We start from the raw sequence: 16,333 nt of genomic DNA, 5'->3' as shown, positions 1-16,333 counted from the left end.
GTCGGTCATCGCAGATCTGCTTCGTCTGCGCGCACAGCCCACTGCGCGAAACGTTCGCCCTCACTGCGGTGCTTCATGAAGCTGCGTACGACGCGCTCGATGTAGTCGCCGAGCTCCTCGGTGGTCACCTTGTGCTGCCGCAACTTCCGGCCGAAGGCGGAATCCAGCCCGAGGCTGCCGCCGAGATGGACCTGGAAACCCTCGACCTGGTTCCCGTCGCCGTCGTCGACGAGCATGCCCTTGAATCCGATGTCCGCGATCTGCGAACGACCGCAGGAGTTCGGGCAACCGTTGATGTTGATGGTGATGGGCACGTCGATGTCGGCGTTGATGTCGGCGTTGATGTCGGCAAGTCGCTGTTCGAGTTCGGGCGCGAGGGCCTGGGAACGCTTGCGCGTCTCCACGAACGACAGCTTGCAGAACTCGATGCCGCTGCAGGCCAGCAGATTGCGGCGCCAGTGCGACGGCCGCGCACGCAGACCGAGGGGCTCGAGTTCGTCGATCAGTTCCTCGACCTTGTCGTCGGCGACGTCGAGCACCACCAGTTTCTGGTACGGAGTGAACCGGATGCGGTCGGAACCGATGCGCGCGGCGGCGTCCGCGACCTTGGTCAGGACGGTGCCCGACACCCGGCCCGCGATCGGGGAGAACCCGACCGCGTTGAGCCCGTTGCGGGTCTTCTGCACGCCGATGTGGTCGATCGGCCGGGCCGGCTTCTCCGGCGCGGGGCCGTCGACGAGCGGACGCTTCAGGTATTCCTGTTCGAGCACCTCACGGAACTTCTCGATGCCCCAGTCCTTGATCAGGAACTTCAGGCGGGCCTTCGACCGCAACCGGCGGTAGCCGTAGTCGCGGAAGACGGAGACGACGGCTTCCCACACGTCCGGCACCTCGTCGAGCGGAATCCAGGCGCCGACACGCTGCGCGAGCATCGGATTGGTGGACAGTCCGCCGCCCACCCACAGGTCGAATCCGGGTCCGTGCTCGGGATGCTCGACGCCGACGAACGCGACGTCGTTGATCTCGTGCACGACGTCCTGCTGACCGGAGATCGCGGTTTTGAACTTGCGCGGCAGGTTCGAGTACTTCGGGTCGCCGATGTAGCGGCGGACGATCTCGTCGATCGCCGGTGTGCCGTCGATGATTTCGTCGAGGGATTCGCCCGCGAGCGGCGATCCGAGCACGACGCGGGGGCAGTCACCGCACGCCTCGGTGGTCTGCAGTCCGACTGCCTCGAGGCGACGCCAGATCTCGGGGACGTTCTCGACCTCGATCCAGTGGTACTGGACGTTTTCCCGGTCGGACAGGTCGGCGGTGTCGCGGGCGAACTCGGTGGACAGTTCTCCGATGGTGCGCAGTTGTTCGGCGGTGAGGGCGCCTCCGTCGCAGCGCACCCGCATCATGAAGTACTTCGCCTCGAGCAGATCGATGTTCTCGTCGCCGGTGTACGTCCCGTCGTAGCCCTGCTCGCGCTGTGTGTAGAGGCCCCACCAGCGGAATCGTCCGCGCAGGTCGGACTTGTCGATGCTGTCGAAGCCCTGGTGCGCGTAGATCTCTTCGATCCGGCGGCGGACGTTGAGAGGGTTGTCGTCCTTCTTGGTCTGCTCGTTGCCGTTGAGGGGTTCGCGGTAGCCGAGAGCCCACTGGCCTTCGGCGCGACGCTTGGCTGGCCGCCCCGCACGCCGGGTTGGGGATGCCGAACCGTCGGTGGGAGTGGCGTCGGTGGACGACGTCATGCGGGGTCTCCTGGATTTAGCGGTGACCGGGCGAGTGCGCAGAGAGGGCTCTACCTCGTGGAAAGCGCGCCTCGACCCGGCGGGATCTGGGAATTGCCGGGGGGTGCCGACTACAGACAGTCGGCGCAGAAACAGGCGGCACAAGGCAGACAGACAGACGCACAGACACGCTTGAGGTCGACGTGGCGTCGAGCCACGAGTCGCACTCCGGGTCCGGTCATGTCGCCAATTGTGCCATGTCATCGGGTCGTATCCGAAACGTCGCGGCTATTTCCACCGAAATCGGGGGAAATGTCGAGGTAGGCGCCCCGGCCGTGGTCGCGAGCCCGCGCGTGTCTGGGACACTGGTGGTGTGAGTACGACGGAAATCGGTGAACGCACCGCTGGAAAAGTCGGTGTCCCCGATGCCGAGGGCGGCTTCGCGCTGTCCGAGCAAGCCCTCGACGGAGTCGGCACCCGGCCGTTCGGGGTGTACGTCCATGTCCCCTTCTGTGCGACGCGCTGCGGCTACTGCGACTTCAACACCTACACGGCCGGGGAACTCGGCAGCGCCGCGTCGCCGGCCTCGTGGCTCGAGGGACTGCGGCGAGAACTCGCCGCCGGAGCGGAGATGCTCGGCGCCGCGGGCAGGGGCGCACCGCCCGCGCAGACGGTGTTCGTCGGGGGCGGCACGCCCTCGCTTCTCGGCGCAGACGGTCTGGCCGACGTTCTCGGCGCCGTCCGGGACTCCTTCGGCCTCGCTCCGGGCGCGGAGGTGACCACGGAATCGAATCCGGAGTCGACCTCGCCCGAGTTCTTCGACCGGATCCGTGCGGCGGGGTACACCCGGGTGTCGCTCGGGATGCAGTCGGCGGCGTCGCACGTGCTGGCCGTACTCGACCGGACCCATACTCCGGGCCGGCCCGTGGCGGCGGCCCGTGAGGCCCGCGCCGCAGGGTTCGGTCACGTGAACCTGGATCTCATCTACGGCACACCGGGGGAGCGGGACTCCGACCTCGAGGCGTCTCTCGATGCGGTGCTCGAGGCGGGCGTCGACCACGTCTCCGCGTATGCGCTCATCGTCGAAGACGGCACCGCACTGGCGCGGCGCGTGCGACGCGGTGAACTCCCCGCGCCCGACGACGACGTGCTCGCCGCGCGGTACGAGCGGATCGACGCGCGTCTCCGGGACGCGGGAATGACCTGGTACGAGGTGTCGAATTGGGCTGCCACGGAAGATCCTTCGGCACGCTGCGCCCACAACCTCGGGTACTGGGACGGCGGCGACTGGTGGGGAGCGGGGCCCGGCGCGCACAGCCATGTCGGCGGAACGCGGTGGTGGAACGTCAAGCATCCGGCGCGGTACGCGGGTGTCCTTGCCGAAGGACGGTTGCCCGTCGGAGGAAGCGAACTCCTGACCCCGGAGGACATCCACACCGAAGTCGTGATGCTCACGGTCCGATTGCGGACCGGGTTGCCGCTCGATGTCCTCGACGCCGGGGAACGCGCAGCCGCCCGCTCGGTGGTGGCCGACGGCCTCGCCGAGATCTCCGGCGAACACCTGATCCTCACCGACCGCGGGCGGCTTCTCGCCGACGGCGTGGTCCGGACGATCCTGCTCGGCGCCGACGGCTGATCGCGGCGCACCGCCAGGTGTCAGCCGGGGACGTTGTCGTCGCTCCGGTGCCGGCCCGGCGAGGTGTCGGGCAGCGGGAACAACTCCGAGACGGGAAGCTCAGCCGAGACGGGAAGCTCGACCGAGGTGGGCAGCTCGGCCGAAGGCGGAAGCTCACTCGACGCGGGTGGTTCGGCCGACCCCTCCGGTGCCGGTGCGAGCAGGTCGTAGTCGAAGACGCGGGCATGCAGGACCGGGCGGTTGCGCAGCGCCGAGCGGACCGCGCGGTGCAGTCCGTCCTCGAGGTAGAGCACGCCCTGCCACTGCACCGCGTGAGGGAACAGGTCGCCGTAGAAGGTGGAGTCCTCGGACAGCAGCCGGTCGAGTTCGAGAACCTTCGTCGTCGTGACGATTTCGTCGAGACGCACCTGCCGCGGCGGGATTCTGGACCAGTCGCGCAGCGACAAACCGTGATCGGGGTACGGCTTTCCGTCCCGGACGCCCTTGAAAATCATGCGCACACAGTACGGGTGACCGCGAACACTCTTCACGGCGGTGGGCACTGTGATCCGGGCGACAGTCCGGCCGGTGTGGCACGCTCCAGCACATTTCGGACACGATTAGACTGGTCCGGTACGGGAGTTGTAGTACGCACATGCGGAAACGGAGGTGGGCGGGTTGTCGAGCACCGAGGAACGACGATTTCAGGTCTTGCGCGCGATCGTGGCGGATTACGTGTCCACCAAGGAGCCCATCGGCTCGAAGACACTTGTCGACCGCCACAATCTCGGCGTGTCCAGCGCGACGGTGCGCAACGACATGGCGGTATTGGAGGCGGAGGGGTACATCACCCAGACGCACACGAGTTCGGGCCGGGTCCCGACCGACAAGGGATACCGCCAGTTCGTCGACCGCATCGCAGAGGTCAAGCCGCTCTCCGCGGCGGAGCGACGCGCGATCCTGCAGTTCCTCGAGTCCGGAGTCGACCTCGACGACGTGCTGCGGCGCGGAGTGCGCCTGCTGGCGCAACTGACCCGCCAGGTCGCGATCGTGCAGTACCCCACTCTGTCCGCCTCGTCGGTGCGCCACCTCGAGGTCGTCGCACTCACACCCGCCCGGTTGCTGCTCGTTCTGATCACCGATTCGGGTCGGGTGGATCAGCGCATCGTGGAACTCGGGGACGTCATCAGCGACGAGGATCTCGCGCGACTGCGCGATCTGCTCGGTAACGCCCTGGCAGGCAAACGTCTCGCCGCCGCGTCGGTCGCGGTGACCGAACTGGCCGACGACGCGCCCGAGGACCTGCGCGACGCGGTGATCCGGTGCGCCACCATCCTGGTCGAGACGCTCGTCGAGCATCCCGAGGAACGTCTCGTGCTGGGCGGCACCGTCAACCTCACCCGCAACGCCGCAGACTTCGAAGGCCACGGCGTCCCGGGCTCACTGCGTACCGTCCTCGAAGCTCTCGAGGAGCAGGTCGTGGTGCTCAAGTTGCTGGCCGCCAGCCAGGACGCCGGACGGGTGACCGTCCGGATCGGGGAGGAAACGCAGGTCGAGGAGATGCGGAGCACTTCGGTCGTGTCCACCGGATACGGTGCGGCGGGCACGGTGTTCGGCGGACTCGGTGTGCTCGGACCCACCCGGATGGATTATCCGGGAACCATCGCGTCGGTCGCGACCGTCGCGAGATATATCGGCGAAGTACTCGGCGAACGCTGAGCAGGGTTCGACGCCGGACATTGTTCATCTGTGTAGAGAAGTAAGGACGAGAACTCAACGTGGCACGGGATTACTACGGGACGCTCGGCGTGTCCAAGGACGCGACCGACCAGGAGATCAAACGGGCGTACCGCAAGTTGGCGCGGGAACATCACCCCGACGTGAACCCCGACGAATCCGCACAGGTGCGGTTCCAGGAGATCTCGGCGGCGTACGAAGTGCTGTCGGACCCGGAGAAGCGCCGGATCGTGGACCTCGGCGGCGACCCCCTCGCCACCGGTGGGGGCGGCGGCGGAGGCGGCTTCGGCGGTGCGGGCTTCGGTGGTGGCCTGGGCGACGTGTTCGAGGCGTTCTTCGGTGGCGGCGCCGGCGGCAGCCGCGGTCCCCGCGGCCGGGTTCAGCCCGGTGCCGACTCCTTGCTGCGCACCCGCCTGACCCTCGACGAGTGCGCGCGCGGTGTCACGAAGAGCGTCACCGTCGACACCGCCATCCTGTGCGACGAGTGCACCGGTTCCGGCACCCACGGCGACTCCAAGCCCGTCCGTTGCGAGACGTGTGGCGGCGCCGGCGAGGTCCAGTCGGTGCAGCGGTCCTTCCTCGGTCAGGTCATGACCTCGCGACCGTGCCCGACCTGCCGTGGAGCGGGCGAGACCATTCCCGACCCGTGCCGCAAGTGCGGGGGCGACGGCCGCGTTCGTGCGCGCCGCGAAATCACGGTCAAGGTGCCGGCGGGTGTCGGCAACGGCATGCGTATCCGGCTCGCAGCGCAGGGCGAAGTGGGACCCGGTGGCGGTCCGGCGGGCGACCTGTACGTCGAGGTGATCGAACAGCAGCACGAGGTGTTCGTGCGTGACGGCGACGATCTGCACTGCACCGTTCGCGTGCCGATGGTCGACGCGGCGCTCGGCACCTCGGTGACGCTCGACACCATCCTGGACGGCCCCACCGAGATCTCGGTCGACCCGGGAACGCAGCCGGGCTCCGTCACGGTCCTGCGCGGGCACGGCATGCCGAAACTGCGGTCCGGCACGCGCGGTGATCTGCATGCGCACCTCGAGGTCGTCGTTCCGTCCAAGCTCGACGGCAAGCAGACCAAACTCCTCGAGGAACTGCGTCGGCAGAGCGAGCGCGACCGCGCCGAAGTGGTGACCAACGGTTCGCAGCATTCCGGCGGGTTGTTCTCCCGTCTGCGCGACGCGTTCGCCCGCTAGTCGCCGTGGCCGCCACGCTGTTCTACCTCGATCCGCTGCCCGAGCCCGGTGAGACCGCCGTGCTCGACGGCAAGGAGGGTCGGCACGCCGCGACCGTCCGCCGAGTCGCCGTCGGAGAGCCCCTGGTGCTCTCCGACGGGCGGGGCGGCGTTGCCGAGGTCGAGGTCACTGCGGCGGCGAAGGACCGGCTCGAAGCGGTTGTGCGCGCGCGGCGCACGGTGCCCGCGCCGCGACCGGCCGTGACCGTCGTCCAGGCACTTCCGAAATCGGACCGCTCGGAACTCGCTGTGGAACTCGCGACGGAAGCCGGCGTCGACGCGATCGTGCCGTGGCAGTCGGCGCGCTGTGTCGCGCGGTGGGATGCCAAGGCGGACAAGGGTGTCGCGCGATGGCAGGCTGTCGCGGTGGCGGCAGCGAAGCAGTCCCGTCGCGCCCATGTGCCTCCGGTGGCGGCTCTGCACCGCACCGCAGGTGTCCTCGACCGGGTGCGCGACACGATCGCGCGCGGCGGTGTGGTCGCCGTTCTGCACGAATCGGCGACCACGCCGTTCGCGGAACTGCCTCTGCGCCAGGCGGACGACGTGATCCTGGTGGTCGGGCCCGAAGGCGGACTCGACGACACGGAAGTCGCTGCGCTCGTCGAGGCGGGCGCCGTCGCGGTGTCGCTGGGCCCGACGGTCCTGCGTACCTCGACGGCGGCGGCGGTCGCGCTCGGTGCCATCGGCGTGCTCACCGGCCGCTGGCACGATCAACCACTGCACTAGCGTTTTCGTCATGTCCCGCACGAAAATCCCCTACGGCCCCGGACCGGAACAGTTCGGCCATCTCTACCTGCCCGAGGCAGGAGGCGACCCCGTGCCCGTGGTGATGGTGGTGCACGGCGGGTATTGGAGCGGCCGGTACGGTCTCAATCTCGGCACGCCGATCGCGCTGGATCTGGCCCGCCGCGGAGTGGTCGCGTGGAACGTCGAGTACCGCAGGATCGGCGCCGGGGGACGCTGGCCCGAGATGTCCGCCGACATCCTCGCCGCGTACGCAGCCATTCCCGATGAGGTGGCCGACTGTGCCGAAAAGTCCGGCGTCACCGTGGACCTCGATCGCGTACGGATCGTCGGGCACTCGGCCGGTGGGCAACTCGCCGTGTGGCTGGCTGCTCAGCCCGTGTCCCCGCGGCCGGAACTGGTCGTCGCGCAGGCCGGTGCACTCGACCTGGCGTCGGCGGGGGAGCGCGGACGCCGGATCGATTACATCGAAGACCTTTTGGGGAAGCCCTACGACGACGATCCCGCCCTGTATCGGTCCGCGTCACCGATGCACTGTCTTCCGATCGGTGTGCCCGTGGCCGTCGTGCACGGCAGCGACGACGCCCAGGTACCTGTGTCCGTCGCGAAACGATACGAGCAGGCCGCTCGTGCCGCCGGTGACGAGGTATCGCTGCACATCGTCGAAGGCGAGGACCATTACGCCTTTCTGGACAAGAGATCCCGTTCGTGGGCGTTGTCGCAGGAGTTGCTGACGGCCTGACCCGTCTCGGCCGATTCGGCCTCGCGGGGCAGAAGCGCGATCACCAGCGCGGCACCGGCGGCGAGAATGAGGCCGCTGACGAGACTTCCGGTCGAGATCGCTTGGGAGAAGGCCGATCCCGACGCGTCGAGAAGCGGCTGGGTGTACGACGAGGTGAACGGATTCTTCGCAAGTTCCTCCGCGACGATCGCCGCACCGCCCACGGAGTCTCCGGCGGCCTGGACCGCTTCGGCAGCGCGCTCGGCCATCGGACCGGTGACCTGGTTCAGCGGCAGGCCGTCGAGGAACCCCGAGATGTCTCGGTGGTACGACGTGGCGAGGACGGATCCGAGCAATGCGATGCCCAGCGATCCGCCGGATTCGATGGCGGTGTCGTTCAGTCCGCCCGCGGCACCGAGTTCCGACTCCGGGAATCCGCCCATGATCAGGTCGGTCGCGGGTGGTGTGGCGATCCCGATCCCGAACCCGAGCAGCAGCAACGAGGCGAGGAACGGGGTGTAACCCGACGCCGGATCGAACACCGTCAAGGCCAGGACGCCCGCGGTGGCGACGACCATGCCACCACCGACGGCGACTCGTGCGCCCAGGCGGGGCGCGACCCGGTTGCTCAGTGCCGCGCCCAGCGACACCGCCACGGCGAGGGGGAGCAGTCGGAGCCCGGTCTCGAGGGGTCCGTATCCGAAGACGAACTGGAATTGCTGTGCGACGAAGTAGATCGCAGCGAAGGTCGCAAAGAAGAGCAGCAGTACGGCGAGGGTGGCGCCGCCGACCGTGCGGTCGCCGACCCGTCGCAGATCCAGGAGCGGTTGCGGATGCCGCAGTTCCCACGCCACGAAGGCGGGCGCGGCGAGAGCCGCCGCGACCAGCGCTGCGAGCACGGTGTCGCGCAGGCCGAAGTGGGCGCCTTCGATGATCGCGTAGACGAGTCCGCCCACCGTGACGACCGACAGGGCGCCGCCGACCCAGTCGGTGCGGTCGAGGCCCTCGGCGCGCGAGGCAGGCACGAGGGCAAGGGCTGCGATCGCTGCTGCGGCAGCGATCGGAACGTTGATGAGGAACGTCGAACCCCACGCGTGCGACTCGAGGAGCCAGCCCGCCAGGATCGGACCGAGAGCGATCGCGAGTCCGGAGGTTGCGGCCCACGCGGCGATCGCGCGGGCGCGTTCGTGGGCCGGGAACATGGCGACCAGCAGCGACAACGTCGCAGGCATGATGACCGCCGCTCCGGCGCCCATGACGAGTCGTGCGGCGATCACGTCGACGGCGGAGTCGGCGAGACTGCCGTACACCGCGCCCGCCGCGAACACCGCCAGTCCGGCGAGCAATGCGCGTCGCCGGCCGAAACGGTCGCCGAGAACGCCGCACAGCAGCATGAGCGCCGCGTAAGGGACGGTGTATCCGTCGATTACCCATTGCATGTCGGTGCTGGTGAGTTGCAGATCGCGCAGCATGCTCGGGGCCGCGACGATCAGGGCCGTGTTGGCCATGACCACGATGAGCAGGCTCAGGCACAGCACGGCGAGACCGGCCCACCGCAGGCGGTAGGGCGCCTCGGCTCCGGGTGTCGGGCCGGTCCCGGCCACGGGTGCGGACATGATTCCTCCTGCGTCGGCGTCGTGGAGACGCACTATTTGCACAACCGTGTGCAACTTAGTTATTTGCACACGACTGTGCAACTAGACTGGAAACGCCAGTGGGAGTCGACGAAAGAGGATGAACAGCGTGGAGGATTCGGCCCGACGGCCGCGGACGCGAGCGAACGCCAACCGCGGGCGCATCCTCGACGCCGCGATGACGTGCTTCGCCGCGGCCCCCGACGCGAGCATGGACGACGTCGCCCGTGCCGCGGGCGTGGTGCGCCGGACCGTCTACGCACACTTTCCCAACCGCGAAGCCCTCGTCGACGGCCTGTCCGACGAGGCGTCGGCAGCCCTCGCGGACGCACTCGACCACGCCGAACCCGACGATCCTGCGATCGCCCTGGCTGTCGGGGCCCTGCGGACCTGGCCGGTCGGCGACCGCTTCCGGATGCTGTTGTCGTTCGCCCGGAAGGAAGTGGGCGACCACCGCATCGCCGAACTCGTCGCCCCGGTGCGGACCCGGACGGTGGACGTCGTCGAACGGGGCCGTGACTCCGGCCGTTTTCCCACCTACCTGCCCACCGCGGTGCTCGTCGGGATGATGGAAGGGCTCACCATGTCGGTGCTCGAACAAGCCAACTTCGGGTTGGTCCGCGACGACGGCGAGAGCATGGCGCTCGGTGTCCTCGTGCTGGCAGGGGTGCCCGTCGAACGGTCGCGGGACGTACTCAAGGACGCGCGTCGATGGGTGGGCGAGCACGGCGGAGGCCGAGGATCGGCAGGGTGACCCGCGCGGCACCGAGATCAATGCCGTGAAGGGTGGCGACGCGCGGCGCTAGACTGGTGCGGACACGACGACCGTCGTGCCGGAGCTGAACGGAAAGCAGGCCGTACCGTCCACGTGAGTCAACCAGACCGCACCCGCGACCCCGAGATCATCGAACCCGCCCCGATTCGGTCCAGCCTGGACCTTCCGCCGGAGGTAGCTGCGCCTCTCCTCGGCGCAACGGACGAGAACCTCATCGCCCTCGAAAGTGCCCTGGCCGCGGATATCCATGTGCGCGGCAACACCGTCACCCTGACCGGCACCGCTGCCGACGTCGCCCTCGCCGAACGCGTGTTCGGCGAACTCGTGACGATCGTGCGCCGCGGTCAGGCGTTCGGCCCCGATGCGGTCCGCCGCACCGTCGGCATGCTCACACAGGGGCTGTCGGAGTCCCCGGCGGACGTGCTCAGCCTCGACATCCTGTCCCGTCGCGGCAAGACGATCCGGCCGAAGACGCTCAACCAGAAGCGCTACGTCGACGCGATCGACTCGCACACCATCGTGTTCGGGATCGGTCCGGCCGGCACCGGCAAGACGTACCTGGCGATGGCGAAGGCTGTGCAGGCCCTCCAGACCAAGCAGGTCAACCGCATCATCCTCACCAGGCCGGCGGTCGAAGCAGGGGAACGGCTCGGGTTCCTTCCGGGCACCCTGCACGAAAAGATCGACCCCTACCTGCGGCCCCTGCACGACGCGCTGCACGACATGATGGATCCCGAAGCCATCCCGAAGCTCATGCAAGCCGGGGTGATCGAGGTCGCGCCGCTGGCATACATGCGTGGTCGTACCCTCAACGACGCGTTCATCATTCTCGACGAGGCGCAGAACACGACCGCCGAGCAGATGAAGATGTTCCTCACCCGTCTGGGATTCGGTGCCAAGATAGTCGTGACGGGCGACGTCACCCAGATCGACCTGCCCGGTGGTGCCCGGTCGGGTCTCGCAGCGGCGGCGGAGATTCTCGAAGGTATCGACGACATCCACTTCGCCCGGCTCGACAGCAGCGACGTGGTTCGTCACCGCCTCGTCTCCGACATCGTCGACGCCTACGGGCGTTACGAAGCGATCCGGGACGACGGTGCCTGTGGGGGCAACCGCGGCCAGCGGCGCGCCGTGGCACAACAGCGGGTGCCGCGCCGGTGACGGCCGTGCAGCCCTCAGTCCCGTCCGTGGTGCAGAAGTCCGCCGTGCAGAAGTTCGCCTTACACAAGTTCGTCGTACACAAGGCCGTAGTGAAAAAGGATCGACACCCATGAGCATCGAGATTTCCAACGAATCGGGGATGGAGGTCTCCGAGGAAGACCTTCTCGACGTAGCCCGTTTCGTGATCGCCCGGATGGACGTCCATCCCGCCGCCGAATTGTCGATGGTCCTCGTCGACTCCGACACCATGGCGGACCTGCACATGCGGTGGATGGACCTGCCCGGTCCGACCGACGTGATGTCGTTCCCCATGGACGAACTCGAGCCCGGCGGCCGTCCCGACGCACCCGAGCCCGGACCTGCGATGCTCGGCGACATCGTGCTGTGCCCGCCGTTCGCGGCCGAGCAGGCCGAGAAGGCCGGTCACGGCGTCGCGCACGAACTCGCACTGCTCACCGTGCACGGCATGCTCCACCTCCTCGGCTACGACCACGCCGAACCCGACGAGGAGAAGGAGATGTTCGCACTGCAGAACCAGCTCCTCACCGAGTGGTACGAGGAACTTCGCCTCGCCGAAGAACAGGCCCGCCTCGCGGAACGCGACCGGAACCTGCTGGGCAAGGCCGGTTTCGTCGACACTCCCGAATCATGACGGGTGACGGCAGACCCGGCGCGCGCCGGCGTCATCGACGAGTTACCGAGTACGCCCGGGGAGGTCGGACCACGTGAGCACGCTGACCCTGGTCGTCCTCGCCGTCGTACTCGTCATCCTCGGCGGCTTGTTCGCCGGACTCGACTCCGCACTCAACACCGTTTCACCGGCGCGGGTGGAGGAACTCGCCAAGGACGGCAGGGCCGGCGCGCAGCGTCTGCTCGGCATCCTCGACGACAGGCCCCGCTACGTCAATCTTTCTGTGCTCCTTCGCATCCTGTGCGAGATCGCCGCGACCGTCGTTCTCGCGGGTGCGTTGCTCGACGTGCTCGACCGGACGTGGGCACTGGTCGTCGCCGCCGCCGTGATGGTGATCGTCGATTACGTCGTGATCGGCGTCGGCCCCCGCACGCTCGGGCGGCAGCACGCGTATCCCCTCGCACTGGCTGCCACCGTTCCGCTGCGGATGCTCGGTGTCCTGCTCGGCCCCGTCAGCCGCGTCCTCATCCTCGTGGGTAACGCCGTGACCCCGGGCCGCGGATTCCGCAACGGCCCGTTCGCGAACGAGATCGAACTGCGCGAACTCGTCGACCTCGCGCAGGCACGTGGCGTGGTGGCCGACGAAGAGCGGCGGATGATCCAGTCGGTCTTCGATTTCGGTGACACCACCGCTCGCGAGATCATGGTGCCCCGGCCCGAGATGGTGTGGATCGAAGAGACCAAGTCCGCCGGTCAAGCGACCTCGCTCGCCGTCCGCAGCGGTCACTCGCGCATCCCCGTGATCGGCGAGAACGTCGACGACATCCGCGGCGTCGTCTACCTCAAGGACCTGGTCAAGAGGACGTACTACTCCAACGACGGCGGTCACAGCGTCTCGGTCGCCGACGTGATGCGTCCGGCCGTCTTCGTCCCGGACTCCAAGCGCCTCGACGACCTGCTCGCGGACATGCAGCGCGACCGCAACCACATGGCCGTGCTCGTCGACGAATACGGCGGCATCGCCGGACTCGTCACCATCGAGGACGTCATCGAGGAGATCGTCGGTGAGATCGCCGACGAGTACGACACCGCCGAGATTCCCGACGTCGAGGATCTCGGTGACGGCACCTTCCGGGTGTCGCCGAGACTGCCCGTCGAAGATCTCGGGGAACTGTTCGACATCGAGATCGACGACGACGAGGTCGACACCGTCGGTGGTCTGCTCGGCTACGAACTGGGCCGCGTCCCGCTGCCCGGATCCGAGGTCACCACCCACGGGCTGGTACTGCGGGGCGAGGGCGGCCCGGATGTCCGTGGACGCGTGCGAGTGAGCACCGTCTTCGTACAGCGAGCGGCCGAACCCGAGAGCACCGACACCAGCACGGACACCACCGAGGAGCATGCATGACCCACCCCGACTTCCGTTCCGGCTTCGTCTGTTTCGTCGGCCGGCCCAACACCGGAAAGTCGACGCTGACGAACGCGCTCGTCGGCAGCAAGATCGCCATCACGTCGTCGCGGCCGCAGACGACACGGCACACGATTCGCGGCATCGTCCACCGGGACCATGCGCAGTTGATCGTGGTGGACACCCCCGGTCTGCACCGGCCACGGACCCTGCTCGGGCAGCGCCTCAACGACCTTGTGCGCGACACCTATTCCGAAGTCGACGCCATCGGCATGTGTTTCCCGGCCGACGAGAAGATCGGCCCCGGTGACCGGTGGATCCTCGAGCAGGTGCGGCACGTCGCACCGAAGACGCCGTTGATCGGAATCGTCACCAAGATCGACAAGGTGGGCAAGCAGCAGGTCGCCGCGCAGTTGCTGGCGGTGTCGAAACTGCTCGGCGACAACGCCGACGTGGTCCCCGTGTCCGCGACCTCCGGCGAGCAGGTGGAGATCCTCGTCGACGTGCTCGCGTCGAAGATGGAAGAGGGCCCGGCGTTCTATCCCGACGGTGAACTCACCGACGAGCCCGAAGAAACCCTCATGGCCGAACTGATCCGCGAAGCCGCGCTCGAGGGCCTCGGTGACGAGCTACCGCATTCGCTTGCCGTCGTGATCGAAGAGGTCGTCGAACGGGAGGGGCGCACGGAGAAGCAGGGACCGATGCTCGACGTCCACGCCTTCCTCTACGTCGAACGTCCGAGCCAGAAGGGCATCGTGATCGGCAAGGGCGGTGCCCGGCTCCGCGAGGTGGGCACCGCGGCCCGCACCCAGATCGAGAAACTGCTCGGAGTGAAGGTCTACCTCGACCTCCACGTCAAGGTTGCCAAGGACTGGCAGCGCGACCCGAAACAGTTGGGCCGCCTCGGGTTCTAGTCCCGGAGCCCGGGTGTGCCGGACTGCCGGAGCAGGAGCAATACCGCACCGGCCAGGTCGGCGTCCCCGCCCGTCGACAGACGCCGAAGCTGCATGCCCGCGATGGTCGCGACGAGCGTGGGAGTGAGCGCTCCGGCATCCGGGATGCCGAGCTCGGTCAGGATGGTGAGGGTCAGCGCGTCGTAGGCGCGCCAGCACTCGTCGGCGGCGGCGCGCAGATTCGGGTCGCGTCCGGCCTGGACGTACAACTCGAACGGTGCGATCCGTTCTGCGGAGAAGGCGAGACTCTCGGCCACCTGCTCGGTCAGTGTGGCCGCGTCCTGAACCGAGAGTCCTTGTCCGCGAAAAGATTCTGCGATCTCTCGCAGCCGCGTTGTCTCCTCGGTCGCGAAGTGTGTCAGTGCGGCACGCAGCAGGTCGTCCTGGGTGGGGAAGTGGTAGGTGATCGAGCCCAGCGACACCTGCGCGCGGGATGCGATGCGGCGGTTCGTCACTCCCGCGACCCCGCCGGTTCCGACGAGATGGAGTGTCGCGTCGATGATGCGTGACCGAACGGGGGCGGACACGCTCACCACCACTGTTCCGGAATCTCCTCGTGCCAGCGCAGAACCGCTTCGAGTTGGGCGGCCAAGGACACCAGCAGGGGTTCGGAATCCTCCGGTCCGAGTAACTGGGCGCCGACGGGAAGCCCCTCGTCGGTGAACCCTGCCGGGACGCTGATTCCGGGCCAGCCCAGCACGTTCCACGGCCACGCGTACGGGCAGGCCGCAGTGATGACCTTGTCGGTTGCCCACCCGCCGATGCCGTCGATCGCCTCGACGGGGAGCGGTGGCGTCGCCGTTGTCGGAGTCAGGACGACGTCGAAACGGTCGAAGATTCGCCCGACCCGCTGCCGAAGCCGAGGCTCCGCACGGCGCGCCGAGCGCAGGGGTGCGCCGTGCAGCATCCGCCCGGTGCGAGCGTTGGCGCGGGTACGCACATCGGCCAGTGCCGGATCGGGTAAGCGGTGCAGCCAGTTCTCGATGCCCGACATCGAGCGGGGCAGGAAGTTCAATCCGAACAGGATCCCGTAGTCGGGGTCGGCGAGGGTCACGTCGTGGCCGAGGTCGCGCAGGGTGGCCGCGAGCGCGGCGAGGCGGATGCGGACCCGCGGATCGAGCCGTCTCGGGGTCGCCGTGAACGGAAGCTTCAACGACAGCGCGATCCTGAGTCTGCCGGGGTCGCGTCCCACCGCGTCGGACACCGTCAACGGCGGTCGTGCGTGCAGGTCGCCGGGGTGGTTGCCGGCGACGACGTCGAGCAGGAGTGCGGCGTCGGCGACCGTCCGGGCCAGGGTGCCGTGCGTGGTCAGCCCCTCGAAGGCTTCGACGTCGGGCCACATGGAGATGCGGCCGCGCTGCGGTTTGATGCCCACCAGGTTCGACCACGACGCGGGGATGCGCACCGATCCGGCGCCGTCGGACCCCAGGGCTGCGGGGACGAGTCCCGCGGCGACCGCGGCGGCGCTGCCTCCGGACGAACCTCCGGGCGTGTGCTCGCGCGACCACGCGCTGCGGGTGTGACCGAACGCATCGCCGCCGGTGAGTGGCCACTGGCCGAGTTCGGGGGAGTGCGTCTTGCCCACGACGACCGCCCCGGCCGCGCGTAGTCGGCGCACCACCTCGGCGTCCTGTGTCTTGACGTCGAACGTGCCCGCGCACCCGAACATCGTGGTCTCGCCCACGATGTCGGTGTCGTCCTTGATCGCGACGGGCACTCCGAGCAGCGGGCGGCGTTCCCCCGCGGCGAGGCGCCGGTCTGCCTCCTGTGCCTCCGCCAGGGCGTGCTCGCGCCGGACGACGCGGAAGGCGTTCAACGATGGCTGCGCCGCGTCGATGCGATCGAGAGTGCTGCGTACGAGGTCGTACGAGGTGACGGTGCCGTTCGCGAGTGCGCTCGCGGTCTCGGCGAGATCGCGGGGGCGGGCAGGTGCGCTCATCGTTCTCCCTTACTGTTCGTTCGAACGAACAGTAACGTGTTCTCATTCCGTCCGTCGAGGTTTCCGGAC

At 68.3% G+C, this 16,333-nt stretch carries 15 protein-coding genes; 10 read left to right on the top strand and 5 right to left on the bottom strand.

Translation table 11 applies throughout. From position 1 onward, the window contains the following. Positions 1-5: 5 nt before the first annotated feature. A complete protein-coding gene (locus tag AC0B44_RS14500) occupies positions 6-1,736 on the bottom strand; it encodes a nitrite/sulfite reductase (protein ID WP_471903545.1) in 1,731 nt (576 codons plus the stop codon). A 352-nt stretch (positions 1,737-2,088) separates the two neighbouring features. Here AC0B44_RS14500 and hemW point away from each other — a divergent pair, with 352 nt between their 5' ends. Then, positions 2,089-3,351, top strand: a complete 1,263-nt coding sequence (hemW, locus tag AC0B44_RS14495) for a radical SAM family heme chaperone HemW (protein ID WP_471903544.1) — start codon at positions 2,089-2,091, stop codon at positions 3,349-3,351. Between the two features lie 20 nt (positions 3,352-3,371). Here the strand turns inward: hemW and AC0B44_RS14490 are convergent, their stop codons facing one another. Further along, positions 3,372-3,845: a type II toxin-antitoxin system VapB family antitoxin gene (locus AC0B44_RS14490; protein WP_471903543.1), complete on the bottom strand. Its 474-nt coding sequence runs from the start codon at positions 3,843-3,845 to the stop codon at positions 3,372-3,374. Positions 3,846-4,008: 163 nt separating this feature from the next. Here AC0B44_RS14490 and hrcA point away from each other — a divergent pair, with 163 nt between their 5' ends. The 4 genes from hrcA to AC0B44_RS14470 are packed head-to-tail and all read left to right on the top strand — an operon-like array spanning position 4,009 to position 7,784. Continuing rightward, the gene (gene hrcA / locus AC0B44_RS14485; RefSeq protein ID WP_471903542.1) at positions 4,009-5,049 is read left to right on the top strand and encodes a heat-inducible transcriptional repressor HrcA; all 1,041 of its coding nucleotides are present in this window, start codon (positions 4,009-4,011) and stop codon (positions 5,047-5,049) included. A gap of 59 nt (positions 5,050-5,108) precedes the next feature. Then, entirely contained in the window at positions 5,109-6,260 is a 1,152-nt protein-coding gene (gene dnaJ / locus AC0B44_RS14480) for a molecular chaperone DnaJ (RefSeq protein WP_471903541.1), read from the top strand. Positions 6,261-6,265: 5 nt separating this feature from the next. Continuing rightward, positions 6,266-7,024, top strand: coding sequence for a 16S rRNA (uracil(1498)-N(3))-methyltransferase (locus AC0B44_RS14475; RefSeq protein WP_471903540.1), 759 nt, complete (start codon positions 6,266-6,268; stop codon positions 7,022-7,024). A gap of 10 nt (positions 7,025-7,034) precedes the next feature. Continuing rightward, positions 7,035-7,784, top strand: a complete 750-nt coding sequence (locus AC0B44_RS14470) for an alpha/beta hydrolase family protein (protein ID WP_471903539.1) — start codon at positions 7,035-7,037, stop codon at positions 7,782-7,784. On the opposite strand, the gene AC0B44_RS14465 is transcribed toward AC0B44_RS14470, so the two are convergent. Beyond that, positions 7,721-9,379: an MFS transporter gene (locus AC0B44_RS14465; RefSeq protein WP_471903538.1), complete on the bottom strand. Its 1,659-nt coding sequence runs from the start codon at positions 9,377-9,379 to the stop codon at positions 7,721-7,723. The two genes, AC0B44_RS14470 and AC0B44_RS14465, sit on opposite strands and share 64 nt — an antisense overlap. 118 nt (positions 9,380-9,497) lie before the next feature. Between AC0B44_RS14465 and AC0B44_RS14460 the strand changes: the two genes are divergently transcribed. From AC0B44_RS14460 to era, 5 genes are all read left to right on the top strand, one after another. Beyond that, a complete protein-coding gene (locus AC0B44_RS14460; protein WP_471903537.1) occupies positions 9,498-10,151 on the top strand; it encodes a TetR/AcrR family transcriptional regulator in 654 nt (217 codons plus the stop codon). Positions 10,152-10,265: 114 nt separating this feature from the next. Then, a complete protein-coding gene (locus tag AC0B44_RS14455) occupies positions 10,266-11,333 on the top strand; it encodes a PhoH family protein (protein ID WP_471903536.1) in 1,068 nt (355 codons plus the stop codon). 109 nt (positions 11,334-11,442) lie between these two features. Then, positions 11,443-11,985, top strand: a complete 543-nt coding sequence (gene ybeY, locus AC0B44_RS14450; protein WP_471903535.1) for an rRNA maturation RNase YbeY — start codon at positions 11,443-11,445, stop codon at positions 11,983-11,985. Positions 11,986-12,058: 73 nt separating this feature from the next. Further along, a complete protein-coding gene (locus tag AC0B44_RS14445) occupies positions 12,059-13,372 on the top strand; it encodes a hemolysin family protein (RefSeq protein WP_471903534.1) in 1,314 nt (437 codons plus the stop codon). Continuing rightward, positions 13,369-14,286 carry a GTPase Era gene (gene era, locus AC0B44_RS14440; protein ID WP_471903533.1) on the top strand — a complete coding sequence of 306 codons (918 nt, stop codon included), beginning with the start codon at positions 13,369-13,371 and terminating at the stop codon, positions 14,284-14,286. Before AC0B44_RS14445 ends, era begins: the two co-directional genes overlap by 4 nt. On the opposite strand, the gene AC0B44_RS14435 is transcribed toward era, so the two are convergent. Both AC0B44_RS14435 and AC0B44_RS14430 read right to left on the bottom strand, forming a co-directional pair. Then, a complete protein-coding gene (locus AC0B44_RS14435; protein ID WP_471903634.1) occupies positions 14,283-14,858 on the bottom strand; it encodes a TetR/AcrR family transcriptional regulator in 576 nt (191 codons plus the stop codon). The genes era and AC0B44_RS14435 overlap by 4 nt on opposite strands. Further along, positions 14,855-16,264, bottom strand: a complete 1,410-nt coding sequence (locus AC0B44_RS14430) for an amidase (protein ID WP_471903532.1) — start codon at positions 16,262-16,264, stop codon at positions 14,855-14,857. Before AC0B44_RS14430 ends, AC0B44_RS14435 begins: the two co-directional genes overlap by 4 nt. Between the last annotated feature and the right edge of the window lie 69 nt (positions 16,265-16,333).

The sequence above is a fragment of the Rhodococcus sp. NPDC019050 genome (genome assembly GCF_055664235.1).
This window is presented reverse-complemented; position numbering and strand designations above follow the sequence as displayed.